General features: G+C 67.9%; 16 protein-coding genes. 9 read left to right on the top strand and 7 right to left on the bottom strand.

From position 1 onward, the window contains the following. Nucleotides 1-454: 454 nt before the first annotated feature. Nucleotides 455-1,816 carry an SMI1/KNR4 family protein gene (locus Adu01nite_RS15830; protein ID WP_203727617.1) on the top strand — a complete coding sequence of 454 codons (1,362 nt, stop codon included), beginning with the start codon at nucleotides 455-457 and terminating at the stop codon, nucleotides 1,814-1,816. A 261-nt stretch (nucleotides 1,817-2,077) separates the two neighbouring features. On the opposite strand, the gene Adu01nite_RS15825 is transcribed toward Adu01nite_RS15830, so the two are convergent. Then, nucleotides 2,078-2,392 (bottom strand): transposase, encoded by a 315-nt coding sequence (locus Adu01nite_RS15825; protein WP_203727616.1) that lies wholly within the window; start codon nucleotides 2,390-2,392, stop codon nucleotides 2,078-2,080. 244 nt (nucleotides 2,393-2,636) lie between these two features. Between Adu01nite_RS15825 and Adu01nite_RS15820 the strand changes: the two genes are divergently transcribed. Then, nucleotides 2,637-3,689 carry a WD40/YVTN/BNR-like repeat-containing protein gene (locus Adu01nite_RS15820; protein ID WP_203727615.1) on the top strand — a complete coding sequence of 351 codons (1,053 nt, stop codon included), beginning with the start codon at nucleotides 2,637-2,639 and terminating at the stop codon, nucleotides 3,687-3,689. A gap of 214 nt (nucleotides 3,690-3,903) precedes the next feature. Here Adu01nite_RS15820 and Adu01nite_RS15815 read toward each other — a convergent pair whose 3' ends face one another. Beyond that, a complete protein-coding gene (locus tag Adu01nite_RS15815; RefSeq protein WP_203727614.1) occupies nucleotides 3,904-4,743 on the bottom strand; it encodes a hypothetical protein in 840 nt (279 codons plus the stop codon). 457 nt (nucleotides 4,744-5,200) lie between these two features. Continuing rightward, nucleotides 5,201-6,148, bottom strand: a complete 948-nt coding sequence (locus Adu01nite_RS15810) for a hypothetical protein (protein WP_203727613.1) — start codon at nucleotides 6,146-6,148, stop codon at nucleotides 5,201-5,203. A gap of 169 nt (nucleotides 6,149-6,317) precedes the next feature. Here Adu01nite_RS15810 and Adu01nite_RS15805 point away from each other — a divergent pair, with 169 nt between their 5' ends. Next, nucleotides 6,318-6,788: a hypothetical protein gene (locus Adu01nite_RS15805; RefSeq protein ID WP_203727807.1), complete on the top strand. Its 471-nt coding sequence runs from the start codon at nucleotides 6,318-6,320 to the stop codon at nucleotides 6,786-6,788. A gap of 11 nt (nucleotides 6,789-6,799) precedes the next feature. Here Adu01nite_RS15805 and Adu01nite_RS15800 read toward each other — a convergent pair whose 3' ends face one another. Further along, nucleotides 6,800-7,219, bottom strand: coding sequence for a hypothetical protein (locus tag Adu01nite_RS15800; protein ID WP_203727612.1), 420 nt, complete (start codon nucleotides 7,217-7,219; stop codon nucleotides 6,800-6,802). Between the two features lie 182 nt (nucleotides 7,220-7,401). Here Adu01nite_RS15800 and Adu01nite_RS48490 point away from each other — a divergent pair, with 182 nt between their 5' ends. The 3 genes from Adu01nite_RS48490 (at nucleotide 7,402) to Adu01nite_RS15790 (ending at nucleotide 9,804) form a co-directional block, all read left to right on the top strand. Then, nucleotides 7,402-7,527, top strand: coding sequence for a hypothetical protein (locus Adu01nite_RS48490; RefSeq protein ID WP_275414657.1), 126 nt, complete (start codon nucleotides 7,402-7,404; stop codon nucleotides 7,525-7,527). 179 nt (nucleotides 7,528-7,706) lie between these two features. Continuing rightward, nucleotides 7,707-9,110 carry a pectate lyase gene (locus Adu01nite_RS15795; protein ID WP_239132445.1) on the top strand — a complete coding sequence of 468 codons (1,404 nt, stop codon included), beginning with the start codon at nucleotides 7,707-7,709 and terminating at the stop codon, nucleotides 9,108-9,110. A gap of 172 nt (nucleotides 9,111-9,282) precedes the next feature. Continuing rightward, the gene (locus Adu01nite_RS15790) at nucleotides 9,283-9,804 is read left to right on the top strand and encodes a hypothetical protein (RefSeq protein WP_203727610.1); all 522 of its coding nucleotides are present in this window, start codon (nucleotides 9,283-9,285) and stop codon (nucleotides 9,802-9,804) included. Here the strand turns inward: Adu01nite_RS15790 and Adu01nite_RS15785 are convergent. Further along, nucleotides 9,793-11,487 carry an FAD-dependent oxidoreductase gene (locus Adu01nite_RS15785; RefSeq protein WP_203727609.1) on the bottom strand — a complete coding sequence of 565 codons (1,695 nt, stop codon included), beginning with the start codon at nucleotides 11,485-11,487 and terminating at the stop codon, nucleotides 9,793-9,795. The genes Adu01nite_RS15790 and Adu01nite_RS15785 overlap by 12 nt on opposite strands. Nucleotides 11,488-11,538: 51 nt before the next feature. Between Adu01nite_RS15785 and Adu01nite_RS15780 the strand changes: the two genes are divergently transcribed. Next, entirely contained in the window at nucleotides 11,539-12,300 is a 762-nt protein-coding gene (locus Adu01nite_RS15780) for an alpha/beta fold hydrolase (RefSeq protein WP_203727608.1), read from the top strand. Here the strand turns inward: Adu01nite_RS15780 and Adu01nite_RS15775 are convergent. Both Adu01nite_RS15775 and Adu01nite_RS15770 read right to left on the bottom strand, forming a co-directional pair. Next, nucleotides 12,297-12,950 carry a pentapeptide repeat-containing protein gene (locus tag Adu01nite_RS15775; RefSeq protein ID WP_203727607.1) on the bottom strand — a complete coding sequence of 218 codons (654 nt, stop codon included), beginning with the start codon at nucleotides 12,948-12,950 and terminating at the stop codon, nucleotides 12,297-12,299. The two genes, Adu01nite_RS15780 and Adu01nite_RS15775, sit on opposite strands and share 4 nt — an antisense overlap. A 9-nt stretch (nucleotides 12,951-12,959) precedes the next feature. Beyond that, nucleotides 12,960-13,505, bottom strand: coding sequence for a pentapeptide repeat-containing protein (locus Adu01nite_RS15770; RefSeq protein WP_203727606.1), 546 nt, complete (start codon nucleotides 13,503-13,505; stop codon nucleotides 12,960-12,962). A 160-nt stretch (nucleotides 13,506-13,665) separates the two neighbouring features. Between Adu01nite_RS15770 and Adu01nite_RS15765 the strand changes: the two genes are divergently transcribed. After that, nucleotides 13,666-13,926 carry a hypothetical protein gene (locus tag Adu01nite_RS15765; RefSeq protein WP_203727605.1) on the top strand — a complete coding sequence of 87 codons (261 nt, stop codon included), beginning with the start codon at nucleotides 13,666-13,668 and terminating at the stop codon, nucleotides 13,924-13,926. 5 nt (nucleotides 13,927-13,931) lie between these two features. Next, the gene (locus Adu01nite_RS15760; protein WP_203727604.1) at nucleotides 13,932-15,392 is read left to right on the top strand and encodes a flavin-containing monooxygenase; all 1,461 of its coding nucleotides are present in this window, start codon (nucleotides 13,932-13,934) and stop codon (nucleotides 15,390-15,392) included. Nucleotides 15,393-15,399 lie beyond the last annotated feature (7 nt).

The following is a 15,399-nucleotide window of genomic DNA, read 5'->3' as shown; positions in this document are numbered from 1 at the left end:
GGTGCGTGGCTTGGGGTGGGTGATCCCCTTCCAGTTGTGGTCTGGCTGCCGCGCTGTGGTTTCTTCTGGGCATTTTTGTCACCCGGGCCTAGCTCTGTGGTGGGTCAAGCGAACATTCCGCGCCGGGGGCGGCCGTTTCGGTGGTACAGGTGGGGGCTGGGGTGAGGGCTTTTAAGCTTGGGCCGTTCCCGCGTTTGTTTAGTTCGGTGCCTCAGCACCGTGTGTTTGTGTTTTCGTAACTGGACGGCGCGCCTAAGTGCGCCTAAGTGAGCGTTGATCCCTTTGTTTCCGTTTGCATGGAACCGTGCTGTGCCTGGCGTAGGGCGCGGTCCGGCTGGCGGGCGGCATTCACGGGGAACAGGGCCCCGTGGATGCCGCGGTGTGGGGGCGCGCCGTTGGCTGCGGGTGGGTGATAATCGCGAGTCTTGATTCTTGGCCCGGCGGGAGCCTTCGAATGCCTTCGATCTATGACTTCGCTACCTGGGCGCCGCTGGCTCGCCTGCTGACGGTTGGAGCCCTGGAGAAGCTGGTGGTTGAGGGCGGCTTTGTCGTGGGTGCCGTCAGCCGGAGCGGATCGGTCCACACCAGCCGACTTGGCAACGGGTCGTCGGCACACCGCCGGGCCCAGTGGGAGGCGGAGCAGCTGGTGGCGGCCGGGCTGAATGAGTTCGGGCTGGATGAGTCCGGGCTGGATGAGTTCGGGCTGAGCCGGATTGCGTACTGCCTGCAGGTTTCGCCGGCGGGCGATGCGGTGCTCGACCTGTTCGATTACGGGTCGGCCGTGGAGGATGTGACCTCGCCTTATCCGGTGTCGATGGTTCTTCGCGACGGCGCCGTTCCGCAGCCTTGGCGGCGGCTGCCGTCGCCCGCGCCGGACGCGGGGCCGGCGCCGTCGGCGGATCCGGCTCGGCTGGAGCGGCTTCTGCGGCAGCGGCTGGTTGATCCGGTGGGCGTCACCGACGCGCAGATTGCCGCCGCGCAGGCTCGGCTCGGTGTCAGCCTGCCTGCTGAGCTGACGGCGCTCTATCGGGTCACGTCGGGTAGCAGGGGCGACCAGAAGTACACCGACGCGCTTGGCTGCGAGCTGCTGCCGATTGACGAACTGAGCATTGCCGACTCCCGCCGCCGCTCGTCGCCCTGGTACTACGCGGCCGGCGAAGCTGCCCGGACACCGTCGGATGCCACGGTGCAGGGTCTGCCTGGGTCGCCCGGCTGGATTGTGTTCGCCAGTGACGGGGGTACGGCCCGGTTTGCCGTTGACCTCACCCCTGGCGCGGCCGGTCATCTCGGCCAAATCATCGTGCTCGACGACGGGCGGAGCATCGGGGGTGACCTGGTTGCCGACTCGCTCACCGCCATGATTGAGCACGGCAGCCAGGACTGGCGGCCGGCTCGTCCCGATGAGTGGCCTGCCGTGGCGCGCATCAATGCCAACGCGTTCAGCAGCGTCGACGCGGCCGCCCATCCGGAGCTGGAGGTTCTGGTCATCGGTCGTTGGGACGGCGAGCCGCTCAGTCTTGCTGCGGCTGTCGGCCTGCCTCGGCTGCGTACCCTTCAGGCGCAAGCCGGCACGCTGGCCGATCCCATGCAGATCGCTCGGATCTCTGGGTTGGAATACCTTGCGATCGGCGTCCATGAGTGGCGGGTACTGCTGCAAGCTGCGGCCGTGCCGCGCGGGCTCTCCGCGGCCGGTATTGAGATCGACGGTCAGGAGGACCCGCGGGAGGTCGTGGCGCTCGCCAACGAACTGCTTGCCCTCTGGAACCGTCCGCTTGTCAGCCGCACCACCCTCAGCGGCAACCTGCAGCCGAACTGATCAGCACAGAGTCAACGACCGGCGGGCCGGCGCCTCTTCTTAGAATCCCGGCTTGCTTGCATGGGAACAACTGGCGGCCAGGTTCTTTGTCACCCGGGCCGAGCTTTGTGGTGGGTCAAGCGAACATTCTGTGCCGGGGGGCGGCCGTTTTGGGGAAGTGCGCCGGTGGTACAGGTGGGGGCTGGGGTGAGGGCTTTTAAGCTTGGGCCGTTCCCGCGTTTGTTTAGTTCGGTGCCTCAGCACCGTGTTTTTGTGTTTGCGTCAGTGGGCGGCGCGGCCGGTGCTCAGCCGGAGTTGCTTCGCCGCGTTCTGTCGGGTTAGCAGTGTTTGGTGGATCTGGTGGAAGACGCCGGCTTTGGTCCAGCGCTGCAGGCGGCGTCGGCACGTCATTCCCGAGCCGAAGCCTAGTTCTTGGGGCAGATTTTCCCAGCTGATTCCGGTGTGCAGCACGAACAGGATGCCTTGCAAGCACAGCCGGTCTGGGAACGGGCGGGGTCCTGCCCTCGTTGGCCAGGGGGGCAGTGTTGGCTCGATCAACTTCCACGACTCGTCATCGACGATCCACGCCTTGCTCACGTCCAAGCGAACGAGACCGATCTACCTCGCGCAACGCTGATCTCCTCGATTCAGCAGATCGTGTTAGCGGCTCTTGAATGCTTTCGGACGATATACAAGCCTATTTTAATCATTGCTGGCTGATGATTCGAGGATTGGCCGGGTCGGGTTTCAGCAGCGGGGTTGCCATCGGGAAGGCATGCGGGCAACGGTTGTCTGGACGCGGTTTCAGGCGTCTACCGAATTGTCGACCTGGGGAGCAACGATGCTCACGGCGATCATTTTTGCTGTCACCATTCTTCTTCCGGGCACTGCTGCCACGCCCGCTACCGTCGAACCGTCCTGGCGGTTTACGCAGACGGCCACGACCAACCGGTTGGTCATCGACGATGTTGTTGATTCTTCGGTGGTCTGGGCCGTGGGGGGCGGCGGTGGTGTTGCCGGCAGTGTTGTGCTCACGGTGGACGGAGGGCGGTCCTGGCGTAACGTCACCCCGGCCGGTGGCGCCGCCAAGGGGTTTCGGGACGTTGAGGCTACCGACCGCTATCACGCCGTTGTGCTGGCGGGCGGGGCGTCGGCGCAGATCTACCGCACCGCTGACGGAGGTGCCACCTGGCACGTCGTGTTCGAGGATGCGAGCCCCGGCGCCTACTACGACTGCATGGCCTTCTTCGACCGCCGCCGAGGCCTGGCCGTTAGCGATCCTGTCGACGGCCGGATTCGCCTCGCCGGCACTGAGGACGGCGGCCGCAGCTGGCGTGTCCTCCGGAACGTGAAGATGCCTCCGGCGGTCGATGGCGAGACGCTCATAGCCAGCGGCACATGCCTGCAAGCGGCCGGGACGGACGCCTGGTTCGGCACCAGCACGCCGGCGGGCGTCAACAACCGGGTCTTCACCACCAAGGACGGCGGCCGCAGCTGGTCGTTCGCCACCACGCCGTTGCCCGGCGGTGATGACACCGGCATCCTTTCGCTGTCCTTCCGGGATCCCCGCCACGGCATCGCCATCGGCAGCGATCCCCGGCAGCCTTCCGACCCGCTCAATACGGCAGCTGCCCTCACCTCGGACGGGGGCCGCACCTGGACGCTGGCAGGCGCCACGTCCGGCCGCCGTGTCAGCGTCTCGTGGTTGCCCGGCCAAAGCCGCACCCTGATCGCAGTCGGCCGCGGTAGCGACATCAGCACCGACGGCGGGCAAACGTGGCGGCCTTTTGACGACACGACCCTGCCCGGCATCGATTGCCTGCGCGGCGCGGGCTGTTGGGCGGTCGGCGCCGGCGGACTCGCCGCGAAGCTGTCCTACGGCCACAGCCGCTGAACCCCGGATCTGCTTCGGAACACACCGGGGATAGCTGACGGCCAGGCTCCTTGGTCACCCGCTGCTGGGTGCCTGGTTGGGATTGGTGATCCCTTCCGGTCGGGGTCCGGCTGCCGCGCTGTGGTTACTTCTGGGCGGCTTTGTCACCCTGGCCGGGATTTGTTGTGGGTCAAGAGGACATTCCGTGCGGCAGGTCTCTTCTGGCCGCGATCACTTACGTTGCGTCAAGCCTGTATTCCTCGTGCAACGAGCGCGCAATTACTGCCGTCTTGAGAGCCCAAGCGTGGTCGTCGAACATGGGGTAGGTTCGAGTTCCGGCTATCGTATCGACCAGGATGTAACTCTCTTCGAATCCGCCGAAGAGCTTTTTCTTGCCAGGCCCTACTCGGATCCCGATCACCTCCGAGAACGGAATGACGGTCAAGCCTCCGCTGTCAGTTATGTCAAGGATTCTTCCGGATGTTATGACCAGGGCGCTCCAGCCGTTGTAAGCCGGGCAGGCGCGAACTATTCCCTGGATCTCCTCATCAATCCGCGCTTCGATCTTCACTAGACGATCCATGAGCACCGAAAGTCTCCGAGCGTCTTGCTCCGGCATTTCGCTGAAAATCCTTCTTACCGCACTTCCGGGTTTGTCATCTCGTGGCGCAGGGTCACCATAATTCGATTTCTCTTGGTGGGTGCTGGGCTCGCTTGAACTCGAGTTCGCTGTGTATCGGGCTGCGCCGTCAGCTCCTGGGGCATCTTGGCGCTCAGCCGCGACGTCGTTGGACGTCGTGGCTCGGCCGACTGCCGCGACTGCGGTGGCGAGCTCGGTAGCGAATGCCGGGTCGTCCCGCACGGCCTGCCGAAGGAGGCGCTTGACGAGGGAATTTTCGCGGGAGTCTTTGACGAACTCCGTCATCGCGTTCCCATTTCCGGCATTTTGCAGCTTATGCGCGATGACGTCGTACAGCCTGTGTGCAGTCGCGTCCTCGCCGGCCTCTGAAGCGGCGCCGGGGAGGCGTGCGGCAAGGAGGTCGATCGCGTGGTTGACAAGGGCAAATGTTTCCATTTTTCCTCCACGGAACCATCGCAATTATGCGGATTTTCCGTCCAGGGTGGTATTAGCTACCAAGCGCACGCACGCTACCTCGTGCCACCATCAGGGTCTACCTGACGCGACCCTGTTGAGTTAGTCCAGATGCCTGGTCCATGTCGACGATCAATTCGCCTGCTCCGTCCACTCCGGGCGCTCCATCGCCGATCATCACGCAGAAGCAACAATCGGCCAGGTTCTTTGACGGGAAAGCGCCTTCATCGGCGTCGTCCTATGTGGTAATCGCGGACCGCGAGCACTCATCTCCGCAGAAGCGGTATCTGATCGTGTGGCTTCGGCAACCTGCAGCTGAACCGACCAACGCAACGTCAACCACGCGGATCGCACCAGATCCGTGCCTCCGTCGGCCGGTTCGTGATGGGTGCTTCACCCGGGGCTCGCGGGTGAAGCACCCTTCAGGGTGGCGGGTTGGTCAGCAGAGCTTGCGGAACTGGGCGCTCTGCACGTTTGCCTTTACCTGGCCTGAGCCGGCCGTTCCGCTGTTGGAGGCGTACGCGAAGAGCTTGATGTGCACCTCGGTTGGCGCGTCCAGGATCAGGAACGTGGAGATTGCCAAGGTGGGGTCCTGGGTCAGGGTGGCGCTGTCGGACTTCGGGATCATCACGCCGCCGGCGGTGACGTTGTTGGTGAAGTCGGCGTTGATTGTTGCGCCCTTGACCACCGTCATCGTGCCGGTCAAGAACACGCCTTGCGGGAGCCAGGTGTCGTTGTTGTTGAAGCCGGTGAAGCCGCCGATCACCCGGGCGTCGTAGGTGCCTGCGGGCAGGGTCACGCTGCCGAAGTCGGTGGCTCCCGCTCGGATGCTGCCGCCTACCGCCGCCAGCGTCTTGGTGCTGGGGTCGATCGTCGAGATCGTTGCGGTGCAGGTCGGTACCGGCGGGGTGGTGGTCGGCGTCGTGAACGACTGCAGCTGCAGGGTGAAGCGCGTCCTCGCCGAACTGTAGACGCTGAGCCGGCCGCGGTTGTCCAGCTGGACGTTTGCCGTGCCGGTTGCGTTCTGGCCCCGCCGGTAGCTGACGGTTGCGCCGCCGGTCGGGCGGGTGCCGGTCGTGTAGACGGTCAGGCTGCCTGCAGAGGACGGGTTGACGCTGGTGATCTTGACCAGCGCTGCGGTGGCGTTCGACGGGACTGCCGTACCCGCGAAGGTCTTTCCGGCGACCTGGATCGTCGTGGTCTGGCCGGCGTTCAGCGAGGTGCCGGGCGGGCCGACGATGTACGGGTTCGTGGGTGTGGGCGTCGTGTCTGCGTTGGCGATGCCGGCTGCGGCGACACCGCCGACGGCGACCACGGCCACCGCGGCGGCGAGGGCGTAACGGCCCTTTCGGGGGCGCTTGACCTCGGCTGATGCGGTTTCGTTCATGGGGGACTTCATGGGGGATGTTCCTCCAGGATCGTGCGAACCGATCGGCTGATCGGCCGCTCTCTCCCTGAACAACGCCGGTGGAGTCCACCCGGACGCGCCATTACCTCGTCGGCCACTGCGCGTGACGCACCCGCTACGGGCGTGACCCTCGACTTAAGATCGGGCTGTGCAAAGCGATCGTGCGCCGATCCGAGTACGTGGTCTCGCCATTCCGTCGTTGTTGCTCTCGCTGCTCGCCGAAGGCCGGTGGAAGCACCCCGGTGATGCGGCACTTGCACGCGTCATGCCCTGGTTCGAGGATCCTCTGCACTTTCTCACCAGCGCTCCGGCCATGGTCCGAGAATCGAGCTCGCTCGACTACTTCACCGAGGATGACGCGACGGCTCAGCTCTTCCGCCAAGCACGAGGCAGTGAGCAGGCCGAAGCGGTCGACCTGCCCTGGCTGGATGTCGAGAGGGCGTTCTTCGTCGCGGTGAACGAGAATGCCGGCGACGACGTCGCCATCGCGTTTGACTATCGAACGGACCCGGCGGACCCGCGCGTCGTGGCGAGTGACTTCTGGACTGCGCCGGGGCGTTGTTCGTGGCGGGAAGTCGCGCCGACATTTTCTGCGCTCGTCGTTGCGTTCGACCTATAGCCCGGGAGTGGTCAGCAGCAGCTTTGCCAGGCCACGATCTTGATGAAGGATCCGTCGGACACGTGGGTCAGGTAACCGGGGCCCACTTTGTGGCCGACGATCTTGCCTTGGGAGGTGTACTCGTCGGCCTCGTATCCTGCGCCGATGTAGGCGCCCGCCACCTCGGTCCACCCGATGTCGGACTCGGTGTACCGGCCGGGCTGCAGGATCGTGTCGTACGTGCCGTGCGTGCACTTGCCGTCGGCGAGATGCACCACGCCGATACCTATGTCGCTGGCGTTGTAGATGTCGCCGCCGTATGCGGGAATCGGGAAATTCGCGTCCCGCAGGCAGGACGCGGCCGCTTGCGCGGCACCGGGTGCGCCAATCACGTTGGCACCCACAACGCCGGTCACCAACAGGCGTACCAGCAAATTTTGGCTATTGATCATCGCCACTCCTCGTCGCTGGTCCATCAATGAGCGGGCCGGCTCGACAGGCCGGCCCGACGAGAGCGATCAGATCAATGTCACTCAGCGTCCGGCAACGAGCCAGACGCATCCGTACTGTCCGGAACACCGCCGAACAGGTCGAACGGCCTGCGGCACAAACCAGTCCTACCTAGAGTGAGAACGTGCTCACGCAAGAGCAACGCTCGCGGCTGGCGCCATCCCGCGCCGCAACCAAAGGCTCTGGCCGGGGCGACAAGGACGGTGTCGCCGCCGCCCGGGAGCTGTTGATCAACGATCTGGAGTACTGATCGCGGCCACGGAAAGCCACCGCTGGTCAGCGCAAAGTAGTCGGAGAAAAACGGCAACCTTTCTCGGAGGCCAAACCACTAGATCACGTAGGACGTTGATCTGGAGGAATTCACCGATGAAGCACGCAGACACCGCTCCGTCGCGAATGCGGCGGCGGCGCGCCGCCGTAGTGGGCGGAATGGCGGTCGTCCTTGCCGGGGCGGTTGGCCTCACCGCCACCGCGTTCGCGGCCAGCGCCCCGTCTATCAGCGACAACTTTGAAGATGGGGACACGGCGGGCTGGTCCAAGTCCGGTGGGTCCTGGGCGGTTGTCACCGACGGCAGCAAGGCCCTCCGCCAGAGTGACGCCGGCAGTGAGCTTGCCCGGCAGTTCGCGGGGGACAGCGGCTGGACCGACTACACGCTGACCGCCAAGGTCCGGGCGGTGACGCTCAGCGGGAGCGCGGCGGCGGCCGGCATTGTGGCCCGGGCCGGCGGCGCCCATCAGTTCGAACGGCTTGTTCTGGTGCCGGGTGCGGTTCGGCTTGAAGAGGTACGCGGTGGGGACAGCGTCACGGTTCTCGGCAGCCTGGCCCTCGCGTCGGCGGCCAGCGGCTTCCACACGCTGCGCCTCGACGTCGGAGGTGGCACGGTTACCGGGTATGTGGACGGTGCCAAGGTTGGCAGTGGCACGGCGAAGCTGAGCAAGGGCAAGGCCGGGCTGATCACCACCTCGGCCGCCGCGTCCTTCGACGACGTCTCGGTGACTGCCCTGGCCGGCGCCCCGGCCACCTCCGCACCGACGGCCACCGCCACCGCTACGCCGACGCCGACCAAGACGACCGCGGCGCCCACCACCGCACCGACGACGGCCTCGCCCAGTCCTACCAAGACCGCCACCGCCACTGCCACGGCGACCGCGGCGGTCACCAGCTGGCCCACGGCGACCGGCACCACCACCCTCACCGCCACCAAGGCCGTGAGCGGCAGCTTCGACGGTAAGAACGTCGAGTTCATCGGCGGTGGGGCACTCGGTGACGGCGGCCAGGACGAGGGGCAGGATCCGCTGTTCCAGCTGGCCGACGGCGCCACGCTCGCCAACGTCATCATCGGTGCGCCGGCTGCCGACGGCGTGCACTGCGCGGGCAGCTGCACGCTGAAGAACGTCTGGTGGCTGGACGTCGGTGAGGACGCCGCGACCTTCAAGGGCACCTCGGCGAGCCAGACGATGACCATCGACGGCGGCGGCGCCATGCACGCCTCCGACAAGGTCTTCCAGCACAACGGGCCGGGCACGTTCGTCATCAAGAACTTCCAGGCGTCGGACATCGGCAAGCTCTACCGGTCGTGTGGCAACTGCTCCAAGCAGTTCGCGCGCAAGGTTCAGGTCTCGAACGTCACGGTTACCGCCCCGCTGAAGACGCTGGTCGGGATCAACCCGAACCTGGGCGACACCGCCACGATCACCGGCGCCACTCTCATCGGCGGCAAGTCGACCAACGTGTGTGCGCTGTTCAAGGGCGTTACCAGCGGCGAGCCCACGCAGACGAGCAACGTGCCGGACGGCGTCGCCTGCATCGCCACCGGCATCACCCTGAAGTAATAGGCGGATCGCGGGCTGGCACCCGCGATCGGAGCGAGCGCCGGCCCAGGACACCTCAGCCCGGTCCTGGGCCGGCGCGCCGCCCTGCGGTGGCTGTTCGTCGGAGGTGGTGGTTCCGGCCGCGCGGATAAACTCGCGTCTCCCACTGTCGGGTGAGGAGGGCGCCACGTTGATGCCGGAGCCGGTGGTGCGCCAGCAGCTGCATGGGGCGGCGATGGCGGCCGCGGACGCGAAGGCCGCCCAGGTGGACTACGAGCGAGCCCGGTTCAGGGCTGACGAGGCCCGGCGGCAGGACGAGCAGGTTCGAGGGCGGGCCTACCTTGCCGGGCGGATCCTCGTGGCCGTCGGGTTCCTGGTTGCCGTCCTCGGTATTGCGGTGGGGAAGCCGGTCGCCACCTATTGGATCGTCCGGGCCGATACCCCGTACCTCTGGGCCGCCGTTGTTTCTTTTGTTCTTGCCGCGCTCGGTCTGCGGTTCAAGGGTGCGGCCGCGGTGAATTGCTTCGTCGCGTTTGCCGGCACTGCCCTCCTGTTCCTCACCATGGTCGTGCTGCTGTGGCGCATCTGGGTCGATCATCAGAGCCTCGGCTGGGAGCCGCCGGTCGCGGCACTCGTCGGCGCGGTCTGCTGGCTCGCCGGTGCCGAGATCGTCTTCGTCGGGGCCACCAAGGTGGACGGATCGCTAAAGCCGTAGCGCACCCGGCGCACTCGCCGGGACCACGGGTTTGATCGGCGCGACCGCCGCCACTCGCCGGTAAGGTGAACCCATCGCCGGGCGCGGGTCGTCCTCGCCGGCGTTCGGCCACATCGACAACGCGCGTTCGGCCAGCGCGGTGATCGTCAGCGACGGGTTCACGCCCAGGTTGGCGGCGACCGCCGAGCCGTCGATCACGTGCAGGCCTTCGTAGCCGTACAGCCGGTGGTAGGGGTCGATGACGCCGTGCGTGGCGTCCTTGCCGATGGCGCAACCACCGATGAAGTGGCCGGTCACCGGCCGGCCGACCAGCTCGGTCATCGAACCCAGCGGAACCCCGTCGATCTTCTCCGCCACCCGGCGGGCCACGTCGTGCGCGGCCGGCACCCACACCGGGTTGGGTTCACCGACGCCGGGCCGGCTGCGCAGCCGGCGCCCGAACAGGCCCCGCGACGTGGTCAGCGTGATCGAGTTGTCCAGCGGCTGCATGCCCAGCACCACGATCGTCTGCTCGGACCAGTGCCGTGGCCAGGCCAGCAGCCGGATGTCCTTACGGTCGCGCCACAGCGTCTTGAGGCCGGCCACCAGCCGCGACTTCCCGCCGGTGTCGTCGACCAGCACGGTGGAGAGCAGCGCGAGCAGGTTGCTGCCCGGCCCGTAGCGCACCGGCTCCACATGCGTCGCCGGGTCCGGGTGGATCGACGAGGTGATCGCGACGCCGCGGCTGAAGTCGGCGTCCCGGCGGCGGGTGCGGGCGCCCAGGATGGACTCGGAGTTGGTCCGGGACAGCTCGCCGAGCCGCGGCGACACCTGCGGGAGCCGGCCTCGGTCACGCAGCGCGTGCAGCAACCGCTGGGTGCCGAGGGCACCCGCGGCGAAGATCACCTGCCCGGCGGTCACCTCACGCTTGGCGATCCCTCCCGTTTTCCGGGTACGCACGGAAAGGCCCCCACCCGCAAGCTGGCGTACGTCGGTGACCGTGGTCAACGGCAGCACCACCGCGCCCGCCTGCTCGGCCAGATACAGGTAGTTCTTGACCAGCGTGTTCTTGGCGCCGACCCGGCACCCGGTCATGCAGGCGCCGCAGAACGTGCACGCCTGCCGTTCCGGGCCGGCGCCACCGAAGAACGGATCGGCGAGCGGCAACCCGCGGCGGCCGGCCGGCACGGTGTCGCTGCCGGGCTGGTCGGCGAAGAGCACTCCCACCGGCGTACGCCGAAAGGTTTCCTCGACGCCCAGGTCTTGGGCCACCTCGCGCAACGCCTTGTCGGAAGCCGTCTCGACCGGGTTGGTCGTCACGCCGAGCATGCGTTTCGCCTGGTCGTAGGCGGGAGCCAGCTCGGATTTCCAGTCGGTGATCGGGGACCACTGCGGGTCGGCGAAGAAGGCGTCCGGCGGCTCGTAGAGGGTGTTGGCGTAGCCGAGCGAACCGCCGCCCACCCCGGCCCCGGACATGATCATGGCGTGCCGCAGCAGGGTCAGCCGGAGGATGCCGTAGCAGCGCAGCGCGGGGGCGTAGAGGTAGCGGCGCAGCCGCCAGGACGTCTCGGCGAACTCGTCGTCGGCGAAGCGGCGACCGGCCTCCAGGACCGCCACCCGGTAGCCCTTCTCGGTCAGGCGCAGCGCGCTCACGCTGCCACCGAAGCCGGACCCGATGATCACGACATCGAAATCTTGCGCCATGGCGTACGGTGGCACCGTTGTTGGCGTGATGTCAATAAGCGGAGGCCACCCGTGAAATACCACCGGCAGGGCAGCGGCAGCCCGATCGTGCTGATCCACGGCATCGGCAGCCGATGGCAGGTGTGGAAACCGGTCCTGGACCGGCTGGCCGAGTGGCACGACGTGATCGCGCTGGACCTGCCGGGTTTCGGCGAGTCGCCGTTCGACGGGGTGCCGGGCTCGGTGCCGAACCTCGCCGACCGGGTGGCCGCGTTCCTCGGTGAGCTGGGGGTGGACCGCCCGGCGTTCGGCGGCAGTTCGCTGGGCGGCGGCGTCGCCCTCGAACTGGCCCGCCGCGGCCAGGCCCGGTCGGTGGTGGCGTTCTCGCCGGTCGGCTTCTTCGGCACGGCCGAGGCGGCCTGGTGCCGGGCGGTGGTCACCGCGGCCCGGGCCGGTGGCTCGGCTCTGCGCCCGGCGCTGCCGCGGCTGTTCGGCACCCGGGCCGGGCGGGTGGCGCTGGCCGGCGTCTTCTACGGCCGGCCGGGTGCGCTGCCGCCCGATGAGTGCCTGGCCGACGCGCGAGCCCTGATCGCCGCGCCCGGCTTCACCGCGGCCCGTCGCGAGCTGGGGGAGTGGCGGCTGACCGACCCGATCACCGACGTGCCACTGACCATCGCGTGGGGCGACCGCGACCTGGTCCTGCCCTATCGACAGGCCGGCCGGGCCCGGCGCCTGCTCCCGCACGCCCGGCACGTGCGCCTGCCCGGCTGCGGCCACCTGCCGTTCGCCGACGACCCACAGACATGCACCCGGCTACTGCTCGAGGCCGCTTAGCGGTCCTTGACCGTGATGCCGAGCATGTGGGCCAGGGCGGGGGCGGCTTCGGCCAGTTGGTCGTGGCTGATCGTCACGCCGCGCAGGGAGTCCCAGCCCTGGGCCACGTCCAGCTCGCGGGCGCCGCGGAAGTCGACCTTCTTGGTCGTTGCCTTGCTGAAGCGGGCCCGGCGGATCGCCGAGCCGGGGAATGTCACGTTGATCAGGGTGGCGTCGCCGAAGTCGACCTCGGACAGGTCGCAGTCGCGGAACTCGACGTCCTGGAGTTTCGCGCCGCGCAGGTTCAGGCTGTCGATCTTGCAGCCCTGGACGGTGACCCGCCGCCAGTACGCCCGGTACGACTGGACGCCGGCCAGGGCACTGTCCAGGATCGTCACGTCGAGCATCTGGGACTCGGCCCAGTTGCCGCCGATCCAGCGGCAGCGAGAGATCCAGACGTCGTCGAGGCGGACGTGGTCGAAGGTGCCGCCGGTGAACGTCACCGCGGTCAGCGCGCTCGAAGCGAAGCGGGAGCCGGGGGCCTCGGCGTCGTCGAACTCGGCGCCGTCCAGGTGGACCTCGGTGTGGTCGCCGTCGTAGGTCAGCTCGCCGGCGAACGGCTGCAGGTGGCGGGCGTACGGCAGGGATTGCAGATCCTGGACGGCGGGCACGACGGACTCCTAGGCGGGGCGGACGGACATGTGCAGGCACTCGGCCAGGTCGACCGCCTGGTCGGCGGTGATGATCGCATCGCGCAGCTCGACCTCGCGCGGGTCGAACGCGGTCAGGACGCTGCCGCGCAGGTCGGCGCCGGTGAAGTCGGCGCCGCGCAGGTGGGCGCCGCCCAGGTCGGCGTCGCGGAACGTGGCACCCGAGCAGTGCGCGCCGGTGAGGTTGACCCCGCGCATGGCGACCCGGGCGAAGTCGGCGGTGGTCAGGTCGGCGCCGGGCAGGGCCGAGCCGGTCCAGTCGCCGCCGGTGACCCGCATGCCGGTGTGGTCGCAGCGGTCGAACCGGCTGTCCGCGACCATGCACTCCTCGATGGTGGCGTCGAAGAAGTTGCAGCCGTGGAAGGCGCAGTCGGTGAAGCTGACGCGTTCGAGGGTGGCGCAGTTGAAGCGGACGCTGCGGAAGGTGCATCGCACGAACCGGGAGTCGGCGATCGTCATCTCGCACAGGTCGTCGCCGGTGAAGGTCGCGCCGTCGCTGATCTGATTCACCCACATTGCGGCGAGGCTACCCGCCGCCCTGGCGGGGACGGGAAACGGCTGGCCGGCGTCGGTTTTCGGACACCGTCCGAGCCCTATTGGCGCAGTGCCAACAGGCTGCTACTTTCGGGCTCTGGATCCGTGTCGATGGCCTGGCACGCTGATGAGGGGATGCCGTATGAGCCTGCCCCGTACTGCCGAATCTACCATTGTCGATACATTTCTGACCGACCCGGACACGTGGCGGGAACTGCTGATTCTCGTCGACGAGGTCGGCGAGGGTGAGGACGGCGGGGGCAGTCATTCGCCGCCGGCCGATGACGAGAGCGACGCCGGCTCGGAGGCCGACGTCGAGACCACCGCCGAGGAGGCGGAGCAGGACACCGGGACCGGCGAGGACGGCGGGGGCAGTCACACGCCGCCCAAGGAGCAGGACTGAGCCGGATGAAAGTTGTCATCATTGGCGCCGGCTTCGGCGGGATCGCGGCGGCCGTCGAGCTCCTCAGGGAGGGGCTCGACGACGTCGTGCTGCTGGAGAAGGCCGACCAGGTCGGCGGGGTGTGGCGGGACAACTCGTACCCGGGTTGCGCCTGCGACGTGCCCGCGCCGCTCTACTCGTACTCGTTCGCGCTCAACCCGGAGTGGTCGCGCCGGTTTCCGCCGCACGAGGAGATCCTCGCCTACGTGCGGCGGGTCGCCGACCGGTTCGGCGTCACCGAGCGGGTGCGCTTCGGCACCGAGGTCACCGGCGCGGAGTGGGACGCGGACGCCGCGAAGTGGCGGATCGCCGTCGCTGAGGGCGAGGTGATCGAGGCCGACATCCTGGTGCCGGCGGTCGGCCAGCTCAGCCGGCCGAGCATCCCGTCGCTGCCGGGGGCCGGCCGGTTCGCCGGGCGGGCGGTGCACACCGCGCAGTGGGACGACGACATCGCGATCGACGGCCGGCGGGTCGCGGTCGTCGGCACCGGGGCCAGCGCGATCCAGTTGGTCCCGGCGATCGCGGGCCGCGCGGCGCACGTCACCGTCTTCCAGCGCAGCGCGCCGTGGACACTGCCCAAACCGGACCGTCGGTATGGCGCGGGCCGTCGCACGGCGTACACAAAAATGCCGCAACTCCTGCGCCTGCCGCGCGCCGCCACCTGGGCCATGACCATTTTCACCGGCCTCGCCGTGACCGGAAATCGCCCCGCCGGGGCGATGCTGCGCGGCATCTCCACCCTGCAACGCCGCTGGCAGGTGCGGGATTCGGCGCTGCGCGCCCAGGTCACCCCGGACGAGCCGATGGGCTGCAAGCGGGTGCTCTTCACCAGCGCGTGGCTGCCCGCGCTGGCCCGCGAGGACGTCAGCCTCGTCACCGAGAAGATCGTCGAGGTGCTGCCGCACGGCATCCGGACGGCCGACGGCACGGTGCACGAATGCGATCTTCTGGTGTACGCGACGGGCTTCGCGGCCACCGAGTTCCTGGCCCCGATGCGCATCACCGGCCGTGACGGCCGCACCCTCGACGACGAGTGGCGTGACGGAGCGTATGCGTACCTCGGGATGGCCGTGCCGGGCTTCCCCAACCTGTTCCTGATCTACGGGCCGAACACCAACACCGGCAACACGTCGGTCCTCTACTTCCACGAGGCGCAGGCGCGCTACCTGGCGCGGGCGGTCCGCCGGATCAGCGAGGATCAACGGCCTTGGGAGGTACGCCGGGAGCGCGCGACCACCTACGACGGTGAGATGCAGCGGCGCCTCGCGAGCAGTGTGTGGACCGGTTGCCAAAGTTGGTATCGAACGGCGACCGGGCGGGTAGTAACGAATTGGCCGGGTATGGCGGGCGAGTATGCGCGCCGCACATCACGCGTAGATGACGAGGATTACACGCCCATAACGGTCCGAAACCAAACGAGTCGATGACTGCTAG

The sequence above is a fragment of the Paractinoplanes durhamensis genome, from assembly GCF_016862175.1.
Classification (GTDB): domain Bacteria; phylum Actinomycetota; class Actinomycetes; order Mycobacteriales; family Micromonosporaceae; genus Actinoplanes; species Actinoplanes durhamensis.
This window is presented reverse-complemented; position numbering and strand designations above follow the sequence as displayed.

Coding starts and splice junctions, on each gene's coding strand:
- Adu01nite_RS15830 (WP_203727617.1), top strand. CDS start 455: ATGCCTTCGATCTATGACTTCGCTACCTGGGCGCCGCTGGCTCGCCTG.
- Adu01nite_RS15820 (WP_203727615.1), top strand. CDS start 2,637: ATGCTCACGGCGATCATTTTTGCTGTCACCATTCTTCTTCCGGGCACT.
- Adu01nite_RS15815 (WP_203727614.1), bottom strand. CDS start 4,743: ATGGAAACATTTGCCCTTGTCAACCACGCGATCGACCTCCTTGCCGCA.
- Adu01nite_RS15810 (WP_203727613.1), bottom strand. CDS start 6,148: ATGAACGAAACCGCATCAGCCGAGGTCAAGCGCCCCCGAAAGGGCCGT.
- Adu01nite_RS15800 (WP_203727612.1), bottom strand. CDS start 7,219: ATGATCAATAGCCAAAATTTGCTGGTACGCCTGTTGGTGACCGGCGTT.
- Adu01nite_RS15795 (WP_239132445.1), top strand. CDS start 7,707: ATGGCGGTCGTCCTTGCCGGGGCGGTTGGCCTCACCGCCACCGCGTTC.
- Adu01nite_RS15790 (WP_203727610.1), top strand. CDS start 9,283: ATGCCGGAGCCGGTGGTGCGCCAGCAGCTGCATGGGGCGGCGATGGCG.
- Adu01nite_RS15785 (WP_203727609.1), bottom strand. CDS start 11,487: ATGGCGCAAGATTTCGATGTCGTGATCATCGGGTCCGGCTTCGGTGGC.
- Adu01nite_RS15770 (WP_203727606.1), bottom strand. CDS start 13,505: ATGTGGGTGAATCAGATCAGCGACGGCGCGACCTTCACCGGCGACGAC.
- Adu01nite_RS15765 (WP_203727605.1), top strand. CDS start 13,666: ATGAGCCTGCCCCGTACTGCCGAATCTACCATTGTCGATACATTTCTG.
- Adu01nite_RS15760 (WP_203727604.1), top strand. CDS start 13,932: ATGAAAGTTGTCATCATTGGCGCCGGCTTCGGCGGGATCGCGGCGGCC.